This window comes from Thermococcus sp. 21S7, assembly GCF_012027615.1.
Taxonomy (GTDB): Archaea; Methanobacteriota_B; Thermococci; order Thermococcales; family Thermococcaceae; genus Thermococcus.
The window spans coordinates 1-20,697 of the sequence record NZ_SNUT01000008.1 but is presented as its reverse complement, the minus strand read 5'-3'; the positions used below and the strand labels follow the sequence as shown (position 1 = coordinate 20,697).

24 protein-coding genes and 1 pseudogene are annotated in these 20,697 nt (G+C 53.2%); 11 read left to right on the top strand and 14 right to left on the bottom strand.

Annotation, left to right across the window (positions count from 1 at the left end; translation table 11 throughout):
• Position 1 precedes the first annotated feature (1 nt).
• Entirely contained in the window at positions 2-598 is a 597-nt protein-coding gene (locus E3E51_RS11780; RefSeq protein WP_167913305.1) for a DUF998 domain-containing protein, read from the top strand.
• Here E3E51_RS11780 and E3E51_RS11775 read toward each other — a convergent pair.
• The 3 genes from E3E51_RS11775 to E3E51_RS11765 all read right to left on the bottom strand — a co-directional run bounded on the left by E3E51_RS11775 (position 573) and on the right by E3E51_RS11765 (position 1,735).
• Positions 573-776 (bottom strand): helix-turn-helix transcriptional regulator, encoded by a 204-nt coding sequence (locus E3E51_RS11775; RefSeq protein WP_167913304.1) that lies wholly within the window; start codon positions 774-776, stop codon positions 573-575. The two genes, E3E51_RS11780 and E3E51_RS11775, sit on opposite strands and share 26 nt — an antisense overlap.
• Positions 777-781: 5 nt before the next feature.
• On the bottom strand, positions 782-1,204 hold the full coding sequence (locus E3E51_RS11770; protein WP_167913303.1) for a hypothetical protein: 423 nt from the start codon (positions 1,202-1,204) through the stop codon (positions 782-784).
• A gap of 108 nt (positions 1,205-1,312) precedes the next feature.
• Complete coding sequence (locus tag E3E51_RS11765; protein WP_167913302.1) at positions 1,313-1,735, bottom strand: PPC domain-containing DNA-binding protein; 423 nt, start codon at positions 1,733-1,735, stop codon at positions 1,313-1,315.
• Positions 1,736-1,792: 57 nt separating this feature from the next.
• On the opposite strand from E3E51_RS11765, the gene E3E51_RS11760 reads away from it, so the two are divergent.
• Complete coding sequence (locus tag E3E51_RS11760) at positions 1,793-2,410, top strand: hypothetical protein (RefSeq protein WP_167913383.1); 618 nt, start codon at positions 1,793-1,795, stop codon at positions 2,408-2,410.
• Here the strand turns inward: E3E51_RS11760 and E3E51_RS11755 are convergent.
• Positions 2,379-2,796 (bottom strand): annotated as a pseudogene (locus E3E51_RS11755) (chromate resistance protein ChrB domain-containing protein). The gene E3E51_RS11760 and the pseudogene E3E51_RS11755 overlap by 32 nt on opposite strands.
• 94 nt (positions 2,797-2,890) lie before the next feature.
• Positions 2,891-3,349: a 6-carboxytetrahydropterin synthase gene (locus tag E3E51_RS11750; RefSeq protein WP_167913382.1), complete on the bottom strand. Its 459-nt coding sequence runs from the start codon at positions 3,347-3,349 to the stop codon at positions 2,891-2,893.
• Between the two features lie 95 nt (positions 3,350-3,444).
• On the opposite strand from E3E51_RS11750, the gene E3E51_RS11745 reads away from it, so the two are divergent.
• On the top strand, positions 3,445-3,798 hold the full coding sequence (locus E3E51_RS11745) for a DUF134 domain-containing protein (protein ID WP_167913301.1): 354 nt from the start codon (positions 3,445-3,447) through the stop codon (positions 3,796-3,798).
• Positions 3,799-4,158: 360 nt separating this feature from the next.
• Here E3E51_RS11745 and E3E51_RS11740 read toward each other — a convergent pair whose 3' ends face one another.
• From E3E51_RS11740 to purB, 3 genes are all read right to left on the bottom strand, one after another.
• Positions 4,159-4,473 carry a hypothetical protein gene (locus E3E51_RS11740; protein ID WP_167913300.1) on the bottom strand — a complete coding sequence of 105 codons (315 nt, stop codon included), beginning with the start codon at positions 4,471-4,473 and terminating at the stop codon, positions 4,159-4,161.
• Positions 4,470-5,195, bottom strand: a complete 726-nt coding sequence (locus E3E51_RS11735) for a hypothetical protein (RefSeq protein WP_167913299.1) — start codon at positions 5,193-5,195, stop codon at positions 4,470-4,472. Before E3E51_RS11735 ends, E3E51_RS11740 begins: the two co-directional genes overlap by 4 nt.
• A gap of 749 nt (positions 5,196-5,944) precedes the next feature.
• Positions 5,945-7,300, bottom strand: coding sequence for an adenylosuccinate lyase (gene purB / locus E3E51_RS11730; protein ID WP_167913298.1), 1,356 nt, complete (start codon positions 7,298-7,300; stop codon positions 5,945-5,947).
• 191 nt (positions 7,301-7,491) lie between these two features.
• Here purB and albA point away from each other — a divergent pair, with 191 nt between their 5' ends.
• From albA to E3E51_RS11715, 3 genes are all read left to right on the top strand, one after another.
• A complete protein-coding gene (albA, locus tag E3E51_RS11725) occupies positions 7,492-7,767 on the top strand; it encodes a DNA-binding protein Alba (RefSeq protein ID WP_048165212.1) in 276 nt (91 codons plus the stop codon).
• A 112-nt stretch (positions 7,768-7,879) separates the two neighbouring features.
• Positions 7,880-8,536 carry a helix-turn-helix domain-containing protein gene (locus E3E51_RS11720; RefSeq protein WP_167913297.1) on the top strand — a complete coding sequence of 219 codons (657 nt, stop codon included), beginning with the start codon at positions 7,880-7,882 and terminating at the stop codon, positions 8,534-8,536.
• Positions 8,537-8,586: 50 nt separating this feature from the next.
• Positions 8,587-9,120 carry a CBS domain-containing protein gene (locus E3E51_RS11715; RefSeq protein WP_167913296.1) on the top strand — a complete coding sequence of 178 codons (534 nt, stop codon included), beginning with the start codon at positions 8,587-8,589 and terminating at the stop codon, positions 9,118-9,120.
• Here E3E51_RS11715 and E3E51_RS11710 read toward each other — a convergent pair.
• Positions 9,110-9,652, bottom strand: coding sequence for an NTPase (locus E3E51_RS11710; protein ID WP_167913381.1), 543 nt, complete (start codon positions 9,650-9,652; stop codon positions 9,110-9,112). The two genes, E3E51_RS11715 and E3E51_RS11710, sit on opposite strands and share 11 nt — an antisense overlap.
• Positions 9,653-9,707: 55 nt before the next feature.
• Between E3E51_RS11710 and mtnA the strand changes: the two genes are divergently transcribed.
• Positions 9,708-10,775: an S-methyl-5-thioribose-1-phosphate isomerase gene (gene mtnA, locus E3E51_RS11705; RefSeq protein WP_167913380.1), complete on the top strand. Its 1,068-nt coding sequence runs from the start codon at positions 9,708-9,710 to the stop codon at positions 10,773-10,775.
• On the opposite strand, the gene E3E51_RS11700 is transcribed toward mtnA, so the two are convergent.
• Entirely contained in the window at positions 10,727-11,017 is a 291-nt protein-coding gene (locus E3E51_RS11700; RefSeq protein ID WP_167913295.1) for a hypothetical protein, read from the bottom strand. The genes mtnA and E3E51_RS11700 overlap by 49 nt on opposite strands.
• A gap of 119 nt (positions 11,018-11,136) precedes the next feature.
• On the opposite strand from E3E51_RS11700, the gene E3E51_RS11695 reads away from it, so the two are divergent.
• Entirely contained in the window at positions 11,137-12,273 is a 1,137-nt protein-coding gene (locus tag E3E51_RS11695; protein WP_167913379.1) for an iron-containing alcohol dehydrogenase, read from the top strand.
• On the opposite strand, the gene E3E51_RS11690 is transcribed toward E3E51_RS11695, so the two are convergent.
• Positions 12,261-13,139: a M23 family metallopeptidase gene (locus E3E51_RS11690; RefSeq protein ID WP_167913294.1), complete on the bottom strand. Its 879-nt coding sequence runs from the start codon at positions 13,137-13,139 to the stop codon at positions 12,261-12,263. The two genes, E3E51_RS11695 and E3E51_RS11690, sit on opposite strands and share 13 nt — an antisense overlap.
• Positions 13,140-13,189: 50 nt before the next feature.
• Entirely contained in the window at positions 13,190-14,668 is a 1,479-nt protein-coding gene (locus E3E51_RS11685) for an MFS transporter (protein ID WP_167913293.1), read from the bottom strand.
• Positions 14,669-14,763: 95 nt separating this feature from the next.
• Here E3E51_RS11685 and E3E51_RS11680 point away from each other — a divergent pair, with 95 nt between their 5' ends.
• From E3E51_RS11680 to E3E51_RS11670, 3 genes are read left to right on the top strand one after another with little or no spacing between them, the layout of a single operon-like run.
• Positions 14,764-14,967, top strand: a complete 204-nt coding sequence (locus E3E51_RS11680; RefSeq protein WP_167913378.1) for an antitoxin family protein — start codon at positions 14,764-14,766, stop codon at positions 14,965-14,967.
• Entirely contained in the window at positions 14,951-15,400 is a 450-nt protein-coding gene (locus E3E51_RS11675) for a PIN domain-containing protein (protein ID WP_167913292.1), read from the top strand. The genes E3E51_RS11680 and E3E51_RS11675 overlap by 17 nt, the downstream gene beginning before the upstream one ends.
• A 3-nt stretch (positions 15,401-15,403) precedes the next feature.
• The gene (locus tag E3E51_RS11670) at positions 15,404-18,184 is read left to right on the top strand and encodes a DEAD/DEAH box helicase (protein ID WP_167913291.1); all 2,781 of its coding nucleotides are present in this window, start codon (positions 15,404-15,406) and stop codon (positions 18,182-18,184) included.
• 29 nt (positions 18,185-18,213) lie between these two features.
• Here the strand turns inward: E3E51_RS11670 and E3E51_RS11665 are convergent, their stop codons facing one another.
• Together E3E51_RS11665 and E3E51_RS11660 are read right to left on the bottom strand one after the other, a co-directional pair.
• On the bottom strand, positions 18,214-19,530 hold the full coding sequence (locus tag E3E51_RS11665; RefSeq protein WP_167913377.1) for an ATP-binding protein: 1,317 nt from the start codon (positions 19,528-19,530) through the stop codon (positions 18,214-18,216).
• An 81-nt stretch (positions 19,531-19,611) separates the two neighbouring features.
• Positions 19,612-20,697, bottom strand: a 1,086-nt coding sequence (locus E3E51_RS11660; RefSeq protein WP_346765970.1) for an ATP-binding protein, incomplete at its 5' end; no start/stop codon positions are given.

Below are 20,697 nucleotides of genomic sequence, written 5' to 3'. Positions count from 1 at the left end.
GATGAAAAAGAGCCAGCTGTTGGCTGGCATTCTTTCTCCCCCAATCGCCCTCGGCGGGATAGGGGCGGCGATCCTCATAAACCGCTCCTGGTGGAGACTCACGAACAACGCGATAAGCGACCTGGGAAAGGTCGGCCTTCCGTACAACGGGGTAATGAACGTTCCTCTGTTCATATCCGCGGTTCTCGCCATCTACTACGTGACGGGCCTTTTCAAGGAGGTTAAAAATCCCGTCTCTAAGCTTGGAATCGGCGTTTTTATCCTTGGGTTGATCTTCCTAGCGGGGATAGCGGTCTTTCCAGAAGGAACTGAACCGCACTACCACGTCAGCTGGGGGTTCTTCTTGGGGGGAAGCCTTGGATTCCTGATAGCCGGGGCCGCCCTCTGGCTCGAAGGTCGAAGAAGATTCGGAGCCTTCACCGTTCTGCTCTTCACCGCAGAAGTTCTCCTCGCGAGGTGGGCGTTTAAGACCTTCAGCGGCGTCGCCATCGCCGAGTTCATCGGAATCTTCGCCATGATAATCTGGCACTACGCGTTGCTGTGGGAGAAGTTTCTCAAAAATGAAACCCCAGCTAAAGCTCGTCCTCATCGAAGATAAATAGCTCTTCCACCGTCGTGTTCAGGGCCCTCGCTATCTTGTACGCCAGCTTAAGTGAGGGATTGTATTTCCCCTTCTCAAGGAAAACTATCGTCTCCCTCCTCACCCCCACTATCTTTGCCAGCTCAGCCTGCGTGAGGTTGTACCGTGCGCGAAATTCCTTTATTCGCGTCTTCATCGACCTCACCCGAGGTTCCCTGTCCTGCCGAATTCCCACTTAAGCCCGAGGAAGAGGAGCGCCATGAAGAGCGCGGACATTATGATGGCCTCAGGGGCACTGGGTTCCGGCAGCGACAGTCCAAAGGCATGAATGCCCCACATGTACCAGAGCAACGCCAGCATGAACCAGAGGCCGGCGTTCATGGCATAATAGGCGGCCCTACCCTCCACGTACAGCGTCATCTCATCCTTGGACGGAAAGCCCTCCTCCCTTTCCTTCTTGGCTTCCCAAGCCCTCCAGCCAAGGAGGAAGAGGTTCGCAACGATCAGGGCAAATATCGCCGCAAGCAAAGCGCCGCTTCCCTCCCATCCCGTTCTCCACCAGAGCACGAGGAACGCCGCCAAACCGGCAATTACCACGGATGCCCATTTTTTGGTCAGTTTCATTTGGATCCCTCCGAATGTTAAATATTTCTAACATAATGTGAAGTATAGTTAACATGTATATAAACCTTTCCCAGAACTCGTGGAATCTTGCTCAAAGAAGGATAAAAATCAAAGTTCCACCGCGTCCCACAGTGCCAGTCCGTTCTCCTGCGGCTTTCTTTCAAGCAGCTCACCGAGGAGCTCCTGCATGAAAACCTCCGCCACAAAGACTTCCCCCTCAACGAGATGTCCTCCGTAGAGCATGCCATCCGAGTCGCCCAGGGCAACGTGGATGTGGGCGAACGGCTCACCGTCCTTAACACTTATGTTGCCCGCGAGGGAGACCAGCTCATAGGTGCCGGTCAGCTCAATGACCTTGTACTCACCGGCATCCTCATCGAAGTAACCTATCTTTGGATTCCTCAAACTCCCGATGGCACTGACCGTCCCGATCAGAACGTTGTTCTTCTTTGCAAATTCGTTTATGAACTTCAGGAGTTCCTCCCCTTCCGGAACCCTGAACAGAAAGTTCCTGCCTCTAGAGAACCTCACGATGCTCACCTCAAAGCTAATAAGCCTTCCCCGATTTAACGGTTTTGGGTGGAAAGAATGGATGCCAGAGGGGCGATAATGCGTATTTTCCCAGAGATTCCGGAATTAGGTGAGGTTGACTTCTCCCAGTACTCAACACCCTACGCGGCGGTGCTTAGGGCCTCCCTTGAGAGCGGGAAAACCGGTTTAAGGGAATTCGAGGAGTTCGTTGAGAAAAACGGCGGAACGAAGGCAGACGTGGGAAAGTTTCTCATCTCGATATTTCAGTATCTCCTCATCAGATACCGCCGCTACGGGGACGAAACCGTCGAGGTGCCTGCATTCAAAGTCTTCCTTACCCTCAGGGGCTGGCTCAGCGAAAACGGCTTCGGGAACGATTACAGGCGGCTCCTCCATTCGTTCGTTGGCTACCTCGTGGACATTGCGGAGAAAATTGCAGAAAGGTCCGACTGCGAGCTGGGGCCTGCCTACATGAAAACCGCATACCTGCTGGCAATAGAGGCGGAGGAAACCTTCAAGGAGGAGTATTTCAGCGAACTCAGAACGAAGGCTGGAGAGATTCTCGCGAGGGTTTACACGGACTGCGGAATCGACGAGGTCCTTCCTGAAAAGAGGTCCTTCCTGAAAAAAGGAAGGAGGGCCATTAAGCCTTCCCTTCTCCAACCTGGTCCCTAAAGTATGCGTACATGGCGTCGTAGAGGTAGAACTCCCTCTCAAGGGTTTCGTGATCATCCTTGCATATCATCCTGTACCCTCTCGCGAGTACATCGAGTGCAACCGCCAGAGGCTGGGGGTTCTCAACGTGAGTGTCGGCCTCCCGAACTATCTCGGCAATCTTCAGAACGGCGGGGTCGGTTATGTTGTACCTCTCGACGAAAGCGTCGAAGGAGCATTTCCCATCGTGATGACCGAGCTCAACCTCCTTAAAATCAAAGGGTACTCCCTCGGTGATGGTCGCGGGGCACGAAGACAAACTCCGCCTCAGGGTCAATAAAACGCTTTATAAGCCAAGGGCACGCCACGCGGTCAACGTGGACGTGTTCACGAGTCACCCACTTCATAAAATCGCCCCGAAGAACAGTCGACGTCTTTCTATTTACTGGTTTCTCTCTGTTCCCGTTTCAAATAGAGACAAAGGCAAAAAGACGTTAAGCATCATCTCTCAAGGATTACCTCCGCGTAGCTCCTCGGATCTTCCCAGATTTTCACGCGAATTTTCCTTACGTTGTCCCCCGCCTTCTCCGCTATCCTCTCCGCGAACCACTCCGCTATATACTCGGCGGTAACATTGGGCTTATCCAAAACCACCGCCTCGTCGGCAGGCAGTTCCAGCCGTTTTCCATTCTTTTCAATGACGATACTGTCCCCTTTCCTCCCCACAACCCATCTCCCGCTTACGATGATTCTGTGGTCGAGGAGCTTGATAAGCCTGCTGAGGTGGTTGAAGTCGAATATCATGCCGTTCTCGTTGAGGTCACCCCATATCTCGACGTCCACGTTGTAAGTGTGCCCGTGTATTCTGAGGCACTTGCTCTCGTAGGGCAGGGCAAGAAAATGCGAGCTGTCAAAGTCTTTGTGCCATCCTATCTTCCTCTCGGTCACGTGAAACCCCATATCTCCCACCACCCAGGGTTCGCGGGAGGGAGTTATAACCCTTACTGGGCAGGGAAATCCCTATAAACCCCAAACGTCAATGGGTTTTGATAGCCATGCCGATGGGAACGGGACCTGGCTGGGGCCGTGGAAGGGGAAGGAGAAGGAAAAGGCGGATGATAGGGTTCGTTCCAGAGGTTAGGCATTTCTATCCCGCGTTACCCCCGATGGGTCAGCCAAAACCACCTATTTTCATGACCTACGAGGAATTCGAAGCCCTTAGGCTGGTGGATCACGAAGGGCTGACGCAGGAGGAAGCCGGAAAGAGAATGGGAGTCTCGCGCGGCACCGTGTGGAGGGCGCTGAGCTCGGCCCGAAAAAAAGTCGCCCAGATGCTGGTGGAGGGGAGGGAGCTCATAATTTTACCGCAGGGAAACGAGGTGCCTAAAAGATTTGAGGAAGAACTCTGAGGTATTATTCTTTTAAATTCCCTCTTAAGCCTTCTTCTCAGCCCTTTTACTAAACGGCACTTTTTCAGGCCTCTTTTTATTTTTAGCGTACCTAATTGCTTGGTGCTTTGAGATTTTCAGAGGGTTTTTACTTTTAATTATCTTAGGGTCATGATTTATTTAATTTTGTTTATTATAACTACTATAAATATTTACCTAATACAAGAAAAGAGGATAAATAAAAATCACTAAAATTAGTTTAACAACTTTATTTTAAAAAAGTAATATAAACACAATTCAATAAAATTAAATTTTAGGAAGAATTTACAAGAAAAAGTTAAAAATATGATACAACAAACAAAACAAAAAAGATATTCACAATCAAGAACCACGATACACTTTAAGGATTAGCTCAGATAGGTGGGAGTCAATTGCCATGCTCTCCGTTGCAGGTATAACGAAAGCCATGACAACGCCATCTCCAACTCGTACAGGCTTGGGAGAATACCCCACAGCTTTCAGGACTTCCCTTTCCAGCCGGTTCAGAGACTTAGCTGGAATAACGAGCTCAACCTCCCCCGTGCGGGGATTCTCCTTAAAGAACGGCTTGGTGTAATTTTTTACGAATAGAACTTCTCTAAGTTTTGCCGATATAACTTCCCCCGCCAGGGGTCTAAGGTGTTTGTACTCGCTCATTTCAACTCCCCCCCATAGACGAAGAATTCTCTGTAGTCGAGTCTGTAGAGGATATAAACTGAACCGGTGAGCTCGCTCAGGCGTTCAATTTTCTCTGAGGATACGTTTTTGCCGACAATGACGTAAATATCACTATCCCCTCGGTATCTTCCATAGTTCTGAGTGTAGCCCCATGAGTATTTTATTTCAACTTTGACTTCCTCAAGGGGTAGATAAAGGTCATACCGTTTATTGGTCATTGTCCATTCTGTTAACACCACCGTCCTGCTGGCTAAACATTTGGCTATGTGGGTTTTTATTATCCAGTGGGGAAGCTTTGAGCGGGTATGGTTTAATTGTAGGGAATTAAGTTTGGAAGCTACTAACTCAACTCCCTCTTGAATTAAAGATAAAACTTCCCCCTCTCTTAATGGACCTTGTTTATGGGGAATATACTTAAGTATATCTTTAGCATTGTTCCGTTTCCATGATGCAACAGATTGAAGGCTGGAGAGCTTTGCTCTGAGTGTTGTGCTCAAATATAACGCAGATGTATAAGTATCCGCCCCCGTTTCAGCTCGCATTAAAAGAATGGCTGAAGTCCGCGGGTTTAAGTTTCTGAGGGATATTCTGAGCTCGTAGTACTTCCTAAATGGCCTCAGAATCTCAAATGGTTCCCAAGGAGTTAACCTCTCATATACCTCTGGACTATCAACCAAGTTTTTCGCACCCACTGCGCCCACCAAATACATGATTTGAGGTTTCTTTTTAAATTTTGTTAATATTACCACCAAACAAAATTTTAATATAAGGTACATTATATCCCAAACTAAAGTACAACTATATCCATGTGAGGGAAGGTAGATGCACCCCCTTGGACAGCGCCCGGCACTTGAATTCCGCCCCCACATTCTCAAATTAGATATACCCCCAGCGGGTGCACTCAACCAATTAAAGAGACCATAAAATCCCCGTTGCTGGACACACTACCGCCTCAGAGATTTTTCAATGGGCCTGTGTCCCAATGCCACGGCCTCAGCATCAAGTATACACCATCCACATACCACCTTTAATTGTAACCCGATTTTGTACCATGAAAGCCCGATCTTAGAACAGACTTTTGGCATCCCGAGAAGTTTAATCGACAACGTCTCCATGAACGGAGGATGCAAACGTGCGTGGAAGGGTCATTTATCTAGAGAATCCCCACCCACCAGTATAGACATTTCTGTACATTTGTCCCATTCATACTATATTGGATAGTCAGAAATCATCAAAATTTAATTTTTTAGATTGTAATTTTTAACCAATAAAAAGTATGATTAAAAACAAAAAAATTAATATTAAAAATTGAGCCAATGATATAAAATATAATCATAATAATATTAAGACGTAAAAATTTAGCAAAAAATTGAGAGGCATCCGGCCCCATCAGGGCAAGGGCCAAAAATCCAAAAAGGGAAATTGTAACTTCAAATTAAGAAAAAAAGGATTAAAGACCTTCTTTTTGCTCTTTCGCCTCTATCCAGGCGATTACGTTATCGACTATCTGCGGTGCCATCCCTATGTAGTTCTCCGGCTTCAGGCTCTCAAAATCGTCCTCAGTCAAGAATTCTTTCACATCTTCGTTTTCCCTGGCAACCTCGATCAGGTCCCTGTTCTCCCCAAACGCCTTCATGGCAAGCTGTCTGACGAGTTCATGTGCCTCCTGCCTCCCCATACCCTTCTCGGTCAGCTTCAGCATCAGCGGCTCGGCCATGATGAGGTTGTGGGTCATGTAGAGGTTCCTTTCAATGTTCTCAGGGAAGAACTCCAGCCCAGAGAGGACCTTCTTCATGCTCTTGAGCATTTCATCGAGCAGGACAAAGCTCTCGGGAAGGATAACGCGCTCAACGGAGGAGTTAGTGAGGTCTCTCTCGTGCCAGAGTGGATTATTCAGCAACGCGGGGATCACGTTCGAGTAGAGAACCCTCGCCAGACCGCTCACCTTCTCGCTCCTGATGGGGTTCCTCTTGTGGGGCATGGTCGAGGAACCAACCTGTTTCCTCCCAAAGGGCTCACTGATTTCGAGTATTTCCGTCCTCTGAAGGTTTCTTATCTCCAGGGCAATCTTGTCGAGGGTTGAAGCTATGAGGGCAAGAACCGCCATAAGCTCCGCATAGACGTCGCGCTGTATTATCTGGTTGCTTATCCTGGCAGGTTTTAGGCCAAGGTCCTCCATAACTAGGCGCTGTATCTCAAGTCCCTTGTCCCCGAAGCTCGCCATCGTTCCAACGGCGCCGCTCATCTGGCCGACTAGAATTCTTTCCTTCAGCTCTTCTATCCTATCCAGGTGCCGCTGTATCTCGTCGAGCCATATGGCAAACTTCATCCCGTAGGTCGTTGGAACCGCGTGCTGGCCGTGGGTTCTCCCTATGCAGACGGTGTACTTGTGCTCCTTGGCGAGGTTCTTGAGAATCGAGCGCATTTCCCGAAGGTCGTTCTCCACTATGGCAAGGCTCTCCTTTATGAGCAGTACGTTGGCCGTGTCTATTATATCGTTGGATGTGGCGCCGAGGTGGACGTATTTACCGTGCTCGTGGCAGACCTCGCTCAGAGCCTTGACGACGGCCATTATATCGTGGTGTATCTCAGCCTCTATCTCCTTAACGCGGTCGAGCTTCACCCACTTCGTGTTGGCCCTCTCGGAGATTACCCTGGCGCTTTCTTCGGGGATGTTGCCGAGCTTTGCGTGTGCCCTCGCGAGTGCGGCCTCAACGTCCAGAAGTTTCTGCAACTTGTTCTCTTCGTCCCAGATACGTCTCATTTCCTCGCTCCCGTAGCGGTAATCAATCGGGTGAACGGCCATCTCATCACCAAATCTATGGCAATTTTTTGGTCTTAAAACCTTTCGCTTGACACGAATTTGCAGGAGCATGGATGAACATTCGATTAATCCGTTAAAGCCACAGGATTGTCCAATAACGCAGGGAAAATACCGAAAAGTATTTAACCAAAATCCCACGACAGGTTAACGACAAAATTCCGGAGGTGCCAAAGATGGCAGAGGAGCATGTCGTCTACATCGGAAAGAAGCCGGTTATGAACTACGTCCTCGCCGTGATAACCCAGTTCAACGAGGGCGCTAAGGAGGTCAGCGTCAAGGCTCGCGGTAGGGCCATCAGCAGGGCTGTTGACGTCGCCGAGATCGTCAGGAACAGGTTCCTCCCAGAGGTCAGGGTCAAGGAGATCAAGATCGGCACCGAGGAGCTTCCGACTGCCGACGGCAGGACCGCCAACACCTCGACCATAGAGATCGTTATGGAGAAGCCGTAAATTTGAGCTTCCTTTCCTTTTACTCTCATGTCCTTACTAACAACTTCAGGTCAGCTTGAAGTTGTGAAAAGCTTTAATACGTCCGTGCCATATTCTTCCCGGGTGCCTCGGCTTGGACTACGAAACCATAGACATTCATGATGAACGGGCAAAGGAGCTTGCTCAGATTCTGATGAACGAAAAAGCGATAGCCATCCTCCACCTTCTGGAAGACCAAGCCCTTTCGATAAGCGAGATATCGCGCGAGCTGGACCTTCCGATTTCCACGGTATCGTACCACGTGGACAAGATGCTCAAGGTCGGCCTCATAGAGGTGGCGGGGAAGAAGTACGGGAAGAGGCTCCAGGAGGTCAAGCTCTATCGCGCCTCAAACAGGCCCATTCTCCTCGTCCCGAGAAAGAGCGTCTCCAAGGTCAAGAAGAAGGCCGCATTTGGTTTTGAGAGGCTTCACATCATCAGTCTCAGCATAGCAGGGCTAATCTCAGCCGGTGTGTACGCCGTATCGCGCAGCCTGTTGAGTCAGACGGGAAGTGCAAGATCTGGGGTTACCTACGAGGCCAGCAACTTCACGGTGATGTCGACGCCGGAGAAGGCCCTGGTTCCGATGACGGCTAACACGAGTACCGAGGCCGCACTCAAGACGACAACATCCGTAATGTCGTCCACGGCTCCGACAACGGGAAGTTCGAACCTTCCGGCAATTCTCGCCGTTGCGGCGTTCATCTTAACGTTTCTCCTCGTCTCGTATTTCCTGAGGCGCCGTGCTTGAAGAAAGCTTTTTAAGTTTCTCTCCCAACCCCCGGTTGACGAGGTGATAAAATGGCACCTAGGATAGCCGTGGGACAAGTGGTTAAGAGGAAGGCAGTCATCGTCAAGCCGGACGACACCGTCCACAGGGTCGCCAAGATTCTCTCAAAGAACAAGGTAGGGAGTGCCGTCGTGGTTAAAGACGACGAAATCGTTGGAATAATAACCGACCGCGATATACTGGACAAGGTCGTCGCGAAGGGACGCGATCCGAAGACCGTCAAGGTCGAGGAGGTCATGACGAAGAACCCGATAACCATCGAGGACGACTACGAGGTTCAGGACGCGATCGACAAGATGATGGACAAAGGCATCAGGAGGCTCCTCGTTACCCGGCTCGGAAGGCCGATAGGCTTCGTCACCGCGGCGGACCTTCTCGCTGCGCTCAACGCGTACAGCAGTGAGAGTGAGGAGGAAACCAGCGAGGAGACCGAGGTCTACGGTATCTGCGAGCTCTGCGGACAGTACGGCCCGCTCTACAAGGTCTACATCGAGGGCGGCGAGAAGTGGATATGCGAGAGCTGCAAGGACAGCCTCAACCTTTGACTCCCTTCAGTTCTTTCATAACTTCATCAAGCACCTCAGCGAAGGCTCTGTTTCTGTTCTCAACGCTCAACGTGTAGAGTTTCCCGAGGGGACGGAACTTATCGGCCATTCTTCTGTGGACAACCGCCAGAAGGGGCTTTTCTGATTTCAGGACTTCCCCGATAATCCTCACGAACTCGTCGCTTTTGTACTCCATCGGGCCGATTTCGTCTATGACTATCAGGTCTGCCTCGACCAGCGCGCGTTTTATCGCCGAAACACCGACGCGGTCTATTTCGTCAACGTGGACAACATACTTCCCGAATGGAACTCCCGGGAGGTGCGAGGTTCCGCGGAGGCTCGCGAGCGTCCCCTCCTCCCCAGTATCGAGGGCAGTGATCTTGAATCCCGCGCGCCTTCCCCCTCTCCGCACTTCCCTCGTGATCATTCCGCCGATGAGATAGCCCCAGCGGTCGGCTTCTTTAGCGATCCTCTCCACGAGCGTTGTCTTTCCGACTCCCGCCGGACCGGTAACGAATATTCTCAGTGTCATTTCAACCACCGAAGGAGATTTAAGTTCCTTCCTTAAACCCTTTGGGGTGGTGCTCATGCTGAGGTACAAGCCAGAGGAACTCACGAGACTGCCGAGGAGCGTGACCTACGAAACCGGAAAGGTCATCATGATTGACCAGACTCTCCTACCGAGGGAATTCAAGACCATCGAGCTGAGAACCGTTGATGAAGTCGCAGAGGCAATTATCACGATGAAGGTGCGCGGTGCTCCGGCCATTGGAGCGGCGGCGGCTTTCGGTCTTGCCCTCTACGCTGACACGACGAAGGCCAAAACCAGGGACGAGTTCATGGACGGCTTTTATCGTGCCTATGACAGGCTGAAGAACACGAGGCCCACAGCCGTAAACCTCTTCTGGGCCCTCAACAGGATTAAGAGGCTCGTTGAGGAGAACCTTGAGAGCCCTCTTGAGGAGATTAAAAAGCTCATCGTCGCTGAGGCGCAGAAGATAGCGGACGAAGACGTCGAGGCCAACCTCAGGATGGGACACTACGGAGCAGAGGCTTTGCCTGAGGGGAACGTTCTCACCCACTGCAACGCGGGGAGCCTGGCGACCGTTCAGCTCGGAACCGTTGGGGCGGTTCTGAGGGTCATGCACCGTGACGGCAGCCTTAAGCTCCTCTGGGTGGACGAGACGAGACCGGTTCTTCAGGGTGCCCGCCTTAGCGCCTGGGAGTATCACTACGACGGCATTCCGCTCAAGCTTATATCCGACAACATGGCCGGCTTTGTGATGCAGCAGGGGAAGGTTGACGCGATAATCGTGGGTGCCGACAGGATAGTGGCCAACGGCGACTTCGCCAACAAAATAGGCACCTATACCCTGGCTGTCCTCGCCAAGGAGCACGGGATACCGTTCTTCACGGTCGCACCGCTCTCAACGATAGATATGAGCCTGAAGAGCGGAAAGGAGATACCCATAGAGGAGAGGAAGCCGGAGGAAGTTCTGACCTGCGGGGGCTGTAGAATCGCTCCCGATGTTGACGTCTACAACCCTGCCTTCGACGTCACCCCGCACAGGTACCTGACAGGCATAATAACCGACAGAGGCGTCGTTTACCCGCCCTTCGAGAGGAATTTGAAGAGGCTGTTCAAAATTGAGTGAACTTTTCCCTTCTTTTCCTCAACAACCTCTTCCACGAAGACTCCCTTTATCTCTCCGATTTCCTCTTCTATGGCCGGCAGGAGGAGGCCGAGAAGCTCAAGGGGTTCCAGGCAGGAGCAGTCCGTCGAGTACTCGAAGGGTTCGCCCGGGAGTTCGACCCTGAGGGAGATGCCGTCCCCGGTTTTTAGAATCTCAAAGGGCGCGGTAACATTCTCGCCGATAACCTTGCCTCTCACGAGCATCGAATATAGGCTAAAAAGGCAAGGATTAAAGAGTTTCTCTACCGAAAGGTTTCGAACTTGAAGTTAATCCGGCCGAGAACGTTAAAAGCCCATCCACCCAATCTTCACCGGTGGTGGAGATGTTCTGGCTGAAGACGAAACTCATCGAGGGAGAGGGCTCCCTTAGAAGGCTCTCCAAGGAAGTGAGGGGGCACGAACGCGTTCTTATCTTGGCTTCCCGTTCAATGAAGAGGCACGGCTTCCTGAGCGAGGCCGAGGACTACGTGAAGGAGGCCGGTGCGGAGGTCTTCTCGATAGCGGGTCTTCCGGCGGAGCCAAGTGTCGAGGTCATAGAGGAGTTCCTGCCCGAGGTGAGGGAGTTCGAGCCCGACCTTCTGGTTGCCCTCGGTGGGGGAAGCGTGATAGACACTACGAAAGCGTTGAAGGTCTTCTACGATGCCCCCGAGCTGAACTTCGAGGAGATAGCATTCATAGACAGGTTTTCGAAGCCGAAGCCGGTTCCTAAGCTGAGGACGAGGTTAATAGCAATACCCTCGACGAGCGGAGCGGGAAGCGAGGTTTCAGGGGCGAGCGTGCTGAAAAAGGGCGGCGTCAAATACAACATAGTCACCCCCGAGATAGCGCCCGACGTGGCCATCCTCGACCCCCGGCTGCCGAGGACAATGCCAGCCGAGGTGGCCCGGAACTCTGGTCTTGATGTCCTCGTTCACGGGATAGAGGCCTACACAACCAAGGTCGCCAGCCCCTTCAGCGACGCCATGGCGATTAAGGCGATAAAGACCGTTTACCGGTGGCTTCCGCTCTCGGTTAGGGGCGACGAGGATGCTAGGGAGAGTGTTCACTACGCGGCAACGATGGCGGGGATAGCATTCCTCAACGCGCGCCTCGGCCTATGCCACGCGATGAGCCACAAAGCGGCATGGATTGGCCCGCATGGACTCCTCAACGCGATATTCCTGCCCTACGTGATGGAGTTCAACGCCGAGAGGAGCGACTACGCGAGGAAGCGCTACGCTGAGATAGCGAGGGAGCTTGGCTTCCAGACGGCGAAGGACCTCATTGAGGTCGTGAGAGAGCTCAACGAGATGCTCGGCGTTCCAAAACTGGGCGAGCTGGTTGATGAGGAGACCTTCACCGAAAGGGTCGAGGAGATGGCCGAAAAAGCCTACCGCGACGGGCTGGTGTTCTTCAACCCCGTCGAGCCAAAGCCCGAGGAGATAAGGGAGCTGTATCTGAGAGCATTTTACGGGGAGTGAAAGCCACACACGATTTCGTTCTTTAGGGGGTATTTTTCACAGTTTTTTCCTTCGGCAGTGTACCGCATTAACACAGGCAGACTTACGGCGTCATAAAAATCTCCTCTGTCCATGAGCTGGAAGTGGAGATGAGGACAGGAGGACATACCGCTGTTTCCTGCGAGACCGATAACAGCACCCGCCTTTATCCTCTCACCAGGCCTTACGGACACGCTACCGTTCTTTAGGTGGGCGTAGAGGGAATAAACACCTCCATGATCAATCACAACGTAATTTCCTAAAATTTCCTTGACCGAAAGGGGTATTCTTCCAACGGGATTGTCCTTCATACCATCAGAAACGTCAACGACTATGCCATCCGCCACTGCCACGACCTCGGAACCATAGGTTGCCCATTCATCGAGTTGCTTGTAAGAACAGGGATTTTCTAGTTTTGACGAGTCCTCCACCCGTACAAGGTCATAAGCGAATCTTTGCCCTACAAGTTCCCAGGAATGGCTTGTATCCCGGGTAACCCCTCCATTGACGACGTACCAGCAACCCCTAAACGGCGGGATCACCACAAGCCCGGGTCTGTAATGTTTAATATCAGCTACAGCGCGTTTTCTACCTTTTATCTCCGCCCGCAACTGCCTTGCCGTCGTCCAGATGCCCCACGGGGTAATACTCCAGAGAAACATGTCCGCATACAGCTTGGCATGACACTCATTTCTCAGCGCCTCAAAAAGCGATACTATCCCAACCCCTATGCCAAAAAGGGCAAATAATGCGCCCGCGATTCTAAACTCCCGCACTGCCATGTAGTCTCCCAGCAACTTGAAGAAGAGCCCAGTCAACAGGAGGTTTCTCGCAGCCCTCCACCCCATGGCTGAGAATATAAAGAAGAGGTATAAAAGCCTAAGCCCATCCTTGGGGCCTACAATACCTCGACTTCCCTTTCCCCCTCGTTCTCGACCTCATGTATCTTTCCGCCCTTCATGACCTCAACGATAGCAAGGCTCAGCAGGGCGAGGAAAAGGTAGACGAGCGCCGAAGTGCCGAAGAGCACTTCGTAGGCCTTCTCCGTCGGTATTTTGATGGGCACCGGAATCTGGGGGATGTGCACGAGTATGTAGTAGGTGCTCATGACTGTCCCCGCTATGGCCGGCCCCCAGGTCGAGCCGAAGTTTCTGAACAGGCTGTTCGCTCCGGTGGCAACTCCCATGACCCTCGGCGGAACCGAGAACACCAGCACGTTAATGAAGGAGACGTTCATGAGGGTTATCCCGGCCCCGACGACCGTTATGAGGGCCACGAACTGGGTGAGGGAGAGCTGGGTGGCGTACTGGGAGAGCAGGGCCAGGCCGGCACTCGCCGTTAGGGCACCGGTTATGGCCAAAGGCTTCGCACCTATCCTGGGCATCAGCTTGCCGGCCAGGGGAGCCACGACCAGCATGACGCCGGCCATCGGGGTCATGAGCAGGCCGCTTTCGAGTATCGTCTTACCGAAGCCGTAGGGCGGCTTCATCTGGAAGATGTAGGTGTTCGCCTGGCTCATCATGGATATTCCGAAGGCCGCGAACATTATGCCGAGGTTCACTATGGCGGGGTTTCTGGAGGATATTATGTCGAGCGGGATCAGCGGGTTGTCGGCTCTCTTCTCCCAGAGGTAGAGGGCGATGACTCCAACGATGGACACTCCGAAGAGCGCGAGAGTCTGCTCCGCCCTCCAGCCGACGGTGGGTGCCCTGGTCACCGCTACCAGGGCCGGCACGACGGCCCAGACCAGGAAGAGCGCCCCGGGCCAGTCGAGCTTTCCGGGGTTCACATAGCGGCTCTCGCGGAGAACCCTCCATGCGAGGATGAACATCAGAACCGCAAAAGGCGCCGCCGAGTGGTACGTCCATCTCCATCCATAATTCTGGGTTACGTAAGCTCCGAGGGGAAGCGCGATGACCATACCGACGCCAAACATGGCGCTTATCATCCCCTGAACCTGCGGCACCATCTCGGGCGGGAACTCCTCACGGACGAGGCTGAACGCTAACGGGAATATGGCCATCCCAAGGCCCTGGATTCCGCGGGAAACGAGAAGCCAGTGGAAACTCGGTGCAAAGCCGTTGAGTATGACACCGAGCGTGTAGAAGCCAAGGGCGACCAGAAACATCCTCTTCTTACCGTACATGTCCCCGAGCTTGCCGAGTATGGCGGCACTCACCGTTCCGACGAGGAGGTAGATTGTGAGAACCCAGCTGACGTCGTTGGGGTTTATCCCGAACTCCTTCTGTATCGTCGGAAGTGCCGGAGTGAGCATCGCCTCGGTGTACATGACGAGCAGTGGGAGAATGACCACTACCAGCATTGCTCTCTTGGCGTAGGTCATGTCGTAGGTTCCGTTATTCCTAGCGACGTTCATATTCTATCACCGATGTATCGAACGATATATCGTTTATAAATCTAACGGTGGTTGGGCTTATAAACTCCAAGGGAGATATACAGATGGGTGCGGGCATGTCCGAGGTAATCTCAGGGGTATATCGAAAGGGGGAGCTTATCATAATCGATGGGAAGGAACTCCACGAGGGAGACACCATCACTGTCAGGATACTCACAAGAAAGGAGCTGGTTGAAAGGCTGGCCGGAATCCTCGGCGAGGGGAGAGCGACCGAGGTGGAAGAATACCTGGGGGAACTTCACGATGAGGGTTCTCCTTGATACCAACGTCCTGTACAACTACCTCTACAGAACCGAACTAACGCCAAAGGCGAAGGATGTTCTGTCGAAGGATTACGAGTTCTACGTCAGCGGCAAAGTCCTGAACGAACTGAGCTATGCCATAATACGAAAAACGGCAGAGGTAGCTTTCGGGGCACGTTCGTACTACAGGGTCAAAGAGATTCTGAGAGAAAGGGGATACAAGCCTTTTGAGGAACCCCTGAGTAGAATGGAGTTCGTTCTGCAGGCTTTAGGAATCGAAAGGATTCCGGACTCGGGCGATTGGGAAGCCATAAGGGGATTCATGCGGAAGTACTCCCTCCTCCCAAACGACGCCACGATACTCGCCACCGCGGTGGAGAGAGGGATTGATGCCATCGCGACCTTTGACAGGGACTACAGTAAAGTTCAAGAGGTGAAGGTTCTCCCTTAAACCATGCACCCCCTCCTAAGAAAGGCCATCAGGGAGCGCTTCGGAAGGCTCAACGAGGTTCAGACCAAGGCATTCCGCGAGGTTAGCTCTGGGAAGAGCGTTCTGATCATCGCGCCAACCGGTTCCGGAAAGACCGAAGCGGCCGTTCTGCCCGTCTTCAACGAAATCCTTGAGGAGGGGCTTAAACCTATTTCTGCACTCTACATCGCACCTCTCAAGGCCCTAAACAGGGACCTGCTTGAAAGACTTGAATGGTGGGGGCAGAAGCTCGGAATAACCGTTGAGGTCAGACACGGCGACACCTCAGCCTACAGGAAGGCGAAGCAGACGAAGAATCCTCCGGGGATGCTCATCATAACCCCCGAAACCCTCGGCGTGATTCTGACGGTTAAGTCTCTTAGAAAGCACCTTGAGAACGTGAGGTTCGTCATCGTCGATGAGATAGCGGAGCTGGTGGACAACAAGCGCGGTGCGCAGCTCCTCCTCGGCCTTGAGCGTCTGGCCGAGATAGTGGACTTCAGGAGAATAGGCATGACGGCGACTGTGGGCAACGAGGAGGAGGTGAGGGAGTGGCTGAAGGCGGACGTCATAGTGAAGCCGAGCTGGAGGAAGAACTACCGCTTCCACGTCCTCTATCCAAAGCCCGGCGAGAGGGACATGGAACTCGCCAAGAAGCTGAGCCTCTCGCCCGAGATAGCGGCGAGGCTGGGGCTCCTCTGGGAGATAGTTGAGAAGCACGGAAAGGCCCTCATATTCACCAACACGCGCCAGTTCGCGGAGATTTTAGCGCATCGCCTCAAGGTCTGGGGAAAGCCGGTCGAGGTTCACCACGGCTCGCTTTCGAGGGAGGCGCGCGTTAAGGCGGAGAGGGCGCTGAAGGAGGGCAAAATCAAGGCACTAATCTGTACTTCCTCGATGGAGCTGGGCATAGACATAGGCGACGTTGATGTTGTGATCCAGTACATGAGCCCGAGGCAGGTGAACCGCTTAGTTCAGCGCGTTGGAAGGGCGAAGCACAGGATAGGCGAGGTGAGCGAGGGCTACGTCATAACATCCAACGTCGAGGACTACCTCCAGAGCCTCGTTATAGCGAAGCACGCCCTCGAAGGCCGCTTCGAGGCGGTCGAGCCGATGGGAGGGCTGGACGTTTTGGCTCATTTCGTCGTCGGCCTGCTCATCGAGTACAAAAGACTGCCCCGCGAGAGGCCCTACGAGATAGCGAAAAGGGCCTACGTTTACAGGGATTTGAGCTGGGAGGACTATCTCGACGTTCTCCGCGTTTTGGAGGATGCCAGGCTGATAGGCTACGACGAGGAGAGCGGCCTGCTCTATCTGAGGCGCGGGGCATTCCAGTACTACTACGAGAACCTCTCGACGATTCCGGATGAGGTTTCGTGGAGGGTATTCGACGCGGGGAGCGGCCACGTTATAGGCAGGCTCGACGAGAGCTTCGTCATGGATCTGGAGGAGGGCATGGATTTCGTCATGAACGGACGGAGCTGGATAGTGCTCAAGATAGACGACGAGGCGAGGCTTTTGAAGGTACGCGAGAGCAAAAGCCTTGAGAGTGCAATACCGAGCTGGGAGGGTGAGATGATCCCCGTTCCGTTCAGCGTTGCCCTCGACGTCGGCAGGCTGAAGAGGGAGCTAAGTTTCGACTTCGAGAAGGCGAAAAGGCTTTTGAAGGGGGTCGAGTTCAGCGAGGAGGAACTGAGGAGGGCCTTTAGGGAAATCAAAGACGAACCCTTCTCAACCGACCGCGATATCGTCGTCGAGAGCACACCCAAGGCGCTCGTCATACACGCCGATTTCGGGAACAGGGCCAACGAGGCCCTCGGACGGCTGGTTCACTCGCTTCTGATTCTGCGCTACGGGAGGGTTTTCTCCGTCCGCTCACAGGCCCACGCGATAGTATTCAAGACGCCGTTCCAGCTGAACCCGGAGGAGGTAAAGGGCTACCTCTACCAGGAACCGGAGAGCCTGGAGTTCATCGTCTCCCGCGCCATGAGGGATTCCCACGCCTACCGCTGGAGAATGCTAAACGTGGCGAAGCGGTTTGGTGCTCTGAGGAGGGACGCCAGGATAAGGAGAATCGAGAGGCTCTTCGAGGGCACCGTGGTGGAGAGGGAAACCCTGAGCGAGCTGTACCACGACAAGGTGGACGTTAGGAAGGGGGAGCTGGTTCTGGAGATGCTCAATAGGGGCACGATGAGGGTGAAGACCGAGCTTAGGAGGGAGCCGTCAACGCTGGCTAGGCTCAACATGACCGTTGGCGGCGAGTTCCTGCTCTCCGGCGTCCTGGAGAGGGACGAGATACTGGAGCTGTTCAGGAAGAGACTGCTCGACCACGAGGTCGTCTTGGTCTGCACCAACTGCGGCTGGCACTCGAAGACGAAGGTTGTGAGGCTCCAGAATATAGAGCTGAGGCAGTGCCCGCGCTGCGGCTCGAAGATGCTCGCCGTTGCCCACCCGATTGACGCGGAAGAGTTTCTCCCCGTCCTGGAGAAGGTCCGCCACGGGAAGCCGCTGGAGCGGAAGGAGGAGAGAACCTACAGGAAGCTACTGAAGGCGGCAGACCTCGTGGATTCCTACGGGTTCGAGGCGGTCTTGGCTTTGGCCAGCTACGGCACCGGTCCTGACACGGCGGCGAGGATTCTGGCCCAGTACAAAGGGGACGCCCTGCTCGTCGCCCTCATGGAGAGGGAGCGGCAGTTCATAAGGACGAGGCGCTTCTGGGTGGATAAGAAAGAGAATGAAACCGGGAACAGCCAGAAGGAAGTTTGACCTGTCCTCTGTTGGCGGTTTTGGAAGGACTAATAGAAATCACCCAAGTCCCACGCAAGATAGCCCTCGTCCCTCAGCTCCTCCTTCCCCTCGATGTTCCTTGCAATGATTCCGAAGCGGAAAGTGCCCTCGAACCTGACGAGCGTTGATTTGCCTTCCAGTTCCTTCAAAACCCTCCTCGCGTCCCTCTCGCTCAAGTCCTTCCACTTGACCTCAATCAAGCTGGCCGTATCTTTGCCCAAGGCCATGATGTCGATTTCTTCACCCCTGAACCACCACCTGCCGAGGGTCTCGAACTCAAGCGGCCTCTTGAGGAGAAGGAACTCCCTCGCGAGGTCCTCAAAGCGGACTGAAAAAACCTTGTAGAGGTCATCGAGCCTCGCAGTTCCGGAGGAGATGTCAGTCATCTGGGGGTAAGTCAGAACGAACCAGCTCAGCAGAACCGGGTCGCTTATCCTGTAAAGGCTCACCTTCCTGCTCCCTAGGATTGGGGTCTCCTTCTCAACGAAGCCGAGCCTCATGAGGGTCTCGATGTAGGGATAAACGCTCCTCGCCGGAAGGCCGAGGTAGTTCGCAATCCTCTCAAGCCTCCTGTTGCCCTCTGCAATCGCCCTGAGGACTGAGAAATAGCTTTTCAGCTCCCTCAGCTCCTCGCCGAGGATTACGTAGGGCTCGTCGTAGAACAGGCCGTAGTCGCTCAGGAACTCCTCCCTCACGAACTCCTCAATCGAGGAATAGCGGGAGGCGAGCCTCAGGTAGGGCGGAATTCCCCCAACGAGCATGTAGGCCCTTATCCCGTATTCCCCGTCCCGAAAAAACTTCAGGGCGTTGGGATAATCTAAGGGTTTTAAGTGAATGCTCCTCGTCCTCCTGCCGTAAAGGGGCGAAGCGTGGCTTAGAACATCGTCCCACATCATACCAAGTAGCGAACCGGAGATGACGAGCATGACGTTTTTCTCGCTCAAAATTCCGTCCCAGACCCTCTGGAGGTCGCTCAGAATCTTCCGATCAGACTTTATGGCGTACGTGAACTCGTCAAGGACTATGAGACAGTCATTAACTCTTTCGGCGAGATAGCTCAGCAGGTCGAACCAGTTATCAGTCTCGACCTTCAGGATTAGTTCGTCCCCAAGGAACGAGGCAATCGCGCGTTTGAACTCCCTCATCTGAACCTCCTTAATGGCCTCGGGGAACGTGAAGAAGGACGTCCTCTTGTCCTTAGAGAACTCGCGCATGAGCCTCGTTTTTCCAACCCTTCTCCTGCCGTAGAGAACGACGAAGGACGGCCGGTTTCTCCACTCGCGTGAGAGAACTTCAATCTCCCTCTCGCGGTCTATGAACTCCACGGTTTTCACAAGATAGTATAAGTACGATTATATATAAATATGTTTCGATGAAATTCGCCCCCACCAGTAACTGGTGGCCCCTTACCTAAAGGCATGCTCCACCAGCGGGTCGGGGATGAAGTAGCCCTCGATGGTCTTTTCCAGATAGCCGTAGCGGACGAGGTTGTTGAGGACGTTGGAAAAGTTCTTGTCGTCTATTCTCTTGCCCTCAAGGAGTTCAACGGTCTCCTTTATCTCCTTCCAGCGGTGTTTTCCGTTGGCCACCGCCCTCATTGCCAGCTCATAGCGGTGGGAGAGCTTTTCCAGGGCAGAGAATTCCGCAAGGATTAGCCTTCTCGCGTCCTCTTTGAGCCTGTTCAGCGCTTCCCTGTGGGACATGCCGAGGTAGCGGTTGTAGCCGTAGAGGGTCAGCCAGCCGACTATTCCGTCGAGCTCGCCAATTGCCTCCCCGATTTCGTCTTCCGGGACATTTATTCCAACCTCTTCAAAACCCCTTATGAGGAAATCTCTGCTCTGCCTTCTCTCAAACCTTTTCAGTCTTATCTCCCTGTGGGCTCTTCCAAAGAGGGCTGATTCTGGGTTATGGAGGTCCAAAAAATCCTCCAGCAGACCTATCTCCGAGCCCGTCAGGATGAAGCTCACGTTTTGAAGTTCGTCCATCGCCCAAGCTATTAGCTCCGGGTACCTTGAATTTGAGAACCTCAGGTACTGGGCCTCATCGATGGCTATTATGAAGCGCTCTCCGATGGAGTCTATGCGCTCAAGAACCTCGTGAAGACTCACTCTCCTGTCAACGCTCAGTTCTATCCCCAGTCCCCCAATACGAACCCCTTTGAGGGATTTTAAGGTCTCTCTGGCACGTTCCTTCGTGGAGCCCTTGAGGTAGCCCTGAAGTATGAGCTTCCCGATGGCTTCTTTTGGAACGCTTCCGAACTCGGAGTAAACCTTTCTTGCATCAATCTTAACGCTTCTATAAGGGAGCTCGTTCAGTGCAACGTTCAGAAGGGAACTCTTGCCGAGACGCCTGATTCCAAGGAGCACTATGAGTGAGAGGCCCTTCTCTATCGAGTTTTCAATCAGAGAAAGCTCCTCCTCGCGGTCATATAGCTCCCCCCGTCTCATCTTGGGTTTAGGGTTGAACAGCATACCCCCCCACCAGTTACTGGT